Source organism: Roseateles sp. (assembly GCF_036486225.1).
GTDB lineage: Bacteria > Pseudomonadota > Gammaproteobacteria > Burkholderiales > Burkholderiaceae_C > Roseateles.
The window spans coordinates 1-3,305 of sequence record NZ_DASVNZ010000266.1 but is presented as its reverse complement, the minus strand read 5'-3'; the positions used below and the strand labels follow the sequence as shown (position 1 = coordinate 3,305).

Below are 3,305 nucleotides of genomic sequence, written 5' to 3'. Positions count from 1 at the left end.
CACCTTGTCGACGGCATTGGGAATGCGCGCGCCGGCGGGATCGGCATCGGAGAAACGCGCCCGCGTCCAGGCCAGGTCGGCATCGATCAGCAGCCACGGCACCGGCACGTAGCGGTTGTTCCATTCGACGCCGTGCCGCTTGCTGGGTCGGTTGGCTTCGGTGGCGCCGGCGTCGCCGACGTAGACCAGCTCGGAATCGAAGTCCAGCTTCCACAGCGCCAGCGAGCTCTGCAGCCCCGGCACGATCTCGCTGCGCACGCCCAGCTCGTAGCCCTTGGCCTTGACCAGTCCCGGCACCGCGTCCACCGGCTCGCCGCTGCGAGGGTCGACGCGCGCGGTCACGCCGCGCGCGTCGTTGCTGTGGAAGCCGCGACCGGCGTTGAGGAAGAGCTCGGTGCGCGACCACGGCCCCAACACCAGCGACAGCTTAGGCGACGCCAGGGTCTGGCGCGCGGCACCCGAGTTCATCGCGTTGCTCAGGCTGTCCACGCGAAAGCGGGCCCGGTCCGCGCGCACGCCGACGACGGTGCGGGCCCACGGCGTCAGCTCCACGCCCAGGTCGCCGTAGACGCTCGCGAGCGTCTCCCGGACCCGATCGTCGCGTGTGGTTCCGATCGTCTCGCGCGCCTGCGTGTCGAAGAGCCCCACCCGCGCGCGGTCCTGGCGCAACTGCGCGCCGACCTCGCCGCGCGCCGGCAGCCCGGCCAGCGTCGTCTCCACCGCGTGGCTCGCGCTGAAGCCGTAGACCTGGCGGTCGTCCTTCTGCGCGAACTGGTCGCCGGTGTCGGGACGCTCCAACGCGTAGGTGAAGTTCGAGTAGAGCGACAGCTGGTACGCCATCGCATAGGCGGCGACCCGCGTGCTGCGCCCACCCTCGTCGCGCGACCACTCGCCGGAGAGGCTGCTGCGCCGCGTGCGGCCGCCGTCGCTCGGATCGATCGCGTCGAAGCGGCCGAACGGCCGGCCGTCGAGGCTGCCCGCATCGATGAGACGCTGCGGCACCTGGTCGGTCGACGTCCAGTCGGCGCGGTAATCCATCAGCCCGACACGCCAGCGATCTCCGCCCGAGACACCGGACAGGCTCAGCACCAGGTTGCGCCGGCTCAGGTCCTCCGGCAGGCGCCACGGGCCGTCGTTGCCCATCGCCTCCACGGCGCCCAGCAGTTGCACGCCATCCGCAACGCGCGTCGATCCCGCGGCCAGTGCGCGCCGGTAGCGGCCTTCGCCCAGCGTCAGGCTGACGAAGGGGGCGTCGAGCTCGCGCAGGTAGTCGATGTCGGCGGAGCCCGCCGCGGCGAAGTCGCCGTTGCGGGCGAAGTACGGCCCCTTGCGGTAGTCGATGCGGTCGACCAGCTCCGGGATCAGGAAGTTGAGGTCGGCGTACCCCTGCCCGTGCGCGTGGCTGGGCATGTTGACCGGCAGGCCCATCACCGTGGTGGCGAAGTCGGTGCCGTGGTCGAGGTTGAAACCGCGCAGGAAGTACTGGTTCGCCTTCCCGTCGCCGCTGTGCTGCGTCACGATCAGGCCGGGCACGAACTCCAGCACTTCGCCGGGCCGCAGCACCGGCCGGCTCTTGAGGAGCCCCGCCCGGATCGTCCCCTGCGAGGCCGCATCGCTGCTGCCCACGCCGTTGTCGTAGTGGCGTCCGTCGACCTCGACCCGCTGCAGCGCGACGGTCTGCGCGGGCACGGTCGCCGCATCCCCCACCGACTCCGCGGCGTGCGCCACGCCGAGCAGGCTCATCGTCGTCAACGTCGCCGCTGCCGCGTTCATCACCCGCCTGGTTGTCATGCGCCCACTCCCAGGATCTGGACATCGAAGAGCCGCTCGACCAGCCAGACGATCGCGATCGACGCGACGATCGCGGAGCCCGCGCCGAGCACCCATCGCGGATACCCGCGCCAGCGCCGCGCCGCCCAGGCGAGCGGCACCAGCACGGCGACGATCGCCAACTGCCCCGCTTCGACGCCGAGGTTGAACAACACCAGCGGCGCCGCGAGCTCGGACCGCGCGAGGCCGAGGTCCTTCAGCGCGCTCGCAAAGCCGAAGCCGTGCACCAGTCCGAAGAGGAAGGTCAGCCGCCATCGCGTCTCGACCAGCACGGGTCGCAGGTTGTTCAGCGCGGCGAGCAGCACGCTGAGCGCGATCAGGCTTTCGACCCAGCGGGATGGCGGATTGACGACGTCGAAGACCGCCAGCGCCAAGGTGATCGAATGCGCCACGGTGAAGGCTGTGACGACACCGAGCACGCTCCACAGCGCCGGTCGCCACGCGGCAGCCGGGCGCCACTGCCCGGCCTCGCGCCTGAGTACCGCCGGCAACAGCAGCACGACGAGGAACAGCACGTGGTCGACGCCGATCCAGATGTGATGCACGCCGTCGCGGAAGATGCCGGCCAGGCCGTGGATCTGACCGCTGCCTCCACCCCCGTCTGTCCCGGCCGCGCCCGCCGCGCTGGCGGCGCCGGCGCCTTCCGCCCCGATCGCCAGCGTCATGCCTGCGGTGCCCGGTGCCACGACCGCTGTCTTCGCCGCACCGCCCTGCCGCCACACCAGCACGCCGCGGTGCGTCGGGTCGGTCGTGGCGAACAAGCGGTAGGAGAGCGTGCCGACAGCCGGCGACTGAGCGCAGGACCATGTCCGCGCGAGCACCGCATAACGGCCGTCGCTGTGCTGTTCGAGCTGCAACGGCGCGAAGGGGCCGGGTCGGCAGACGTCGCCACGAACGTCCCGGACTTCGAGCCGCAGGTCGCGATCGGCAAGCGCCTCGATGTCCACGGCCCGCCCGCGCACCTCGCCCCAGCGCAGCAGGCCGTCGTCGTCGGCGTCGAGTACCAGGTCGCGGTCCAGGTCGCGCAGCGCGATGTCGATGCGCAGCGTGGCGGTGGCGCCCTCGGTGCGCAGCTGCAGATAGGCATCGCTGGCCTTGTGGGCCCAAGAGACTGATCCGCCCAGGAGGCCCACCAGCGCCAGCAGCATCGTGAAGAAGCGACGAAACCCCGCGCTCGTGCGCGTTCCCTCGGTCCGGGTTCCTTCGATCCGGGCGCCTCTCATCCGAGCTCCTTCAGTCGCCGGTCCTGCATCGATCGCTCGCGGACGAAGGAGCGGACGGGCTCGGCGGCCTCGGGTTGCCTCGCGGTGAGCGCGGCGCGCATCAGCAGCACTGCGTCCGACGGCTCGCGCTGCTGGCTCCAGTTCAACGTGGCCTCCTTCAAGGCCAGCGCTGCGTCGCGCTGCACGTCCAGCGCGAAGCGCGCGCGCTCACGGGCGTGGCTGGTGTCGCCGCGCAGCGCCGCGGCGTCGAAG

The 3,305-nt window shown here is 71.6% G+C and carries 2 protein-coding genes and 1 pseudogene; all 3 read right to left on the bottom strand.

The genetic code is table 11. The annotated features are described in order from the left end of the window. Positions 1–1,791 (bottom strand): TonB-dependent receptor (locus VF536_RS17660; protein WP_331616171.1); only part of this gene is annotated, 1,791 nt, incomplete at its 3' end. Beyond that, positions 1,788–3,053 carry a HupE/UreJ family protein gene (locus VF536_RS17655; RefSeq protein WP_331616170.1) on the bottom strand — a complete coding sequence of 422 codons (1,266 nt, stop codon included), beginning with the start codon at positions 3,051–3,053 and terminating at the stop codon, positions 1,788–1,790. The genes VF536_RS17660 and VF536_RS17655, both read right to left, overlap by 4 nt. After that, positions 3,050–3,305, bottom strand: a pseudogene (locus VF536_RS17650) (hypothetical protein); the annotation flags it as partial. The gene VF536_RS17655 and the pseudogene VF536_RS17650, both read right to left, overlap by 4 nt.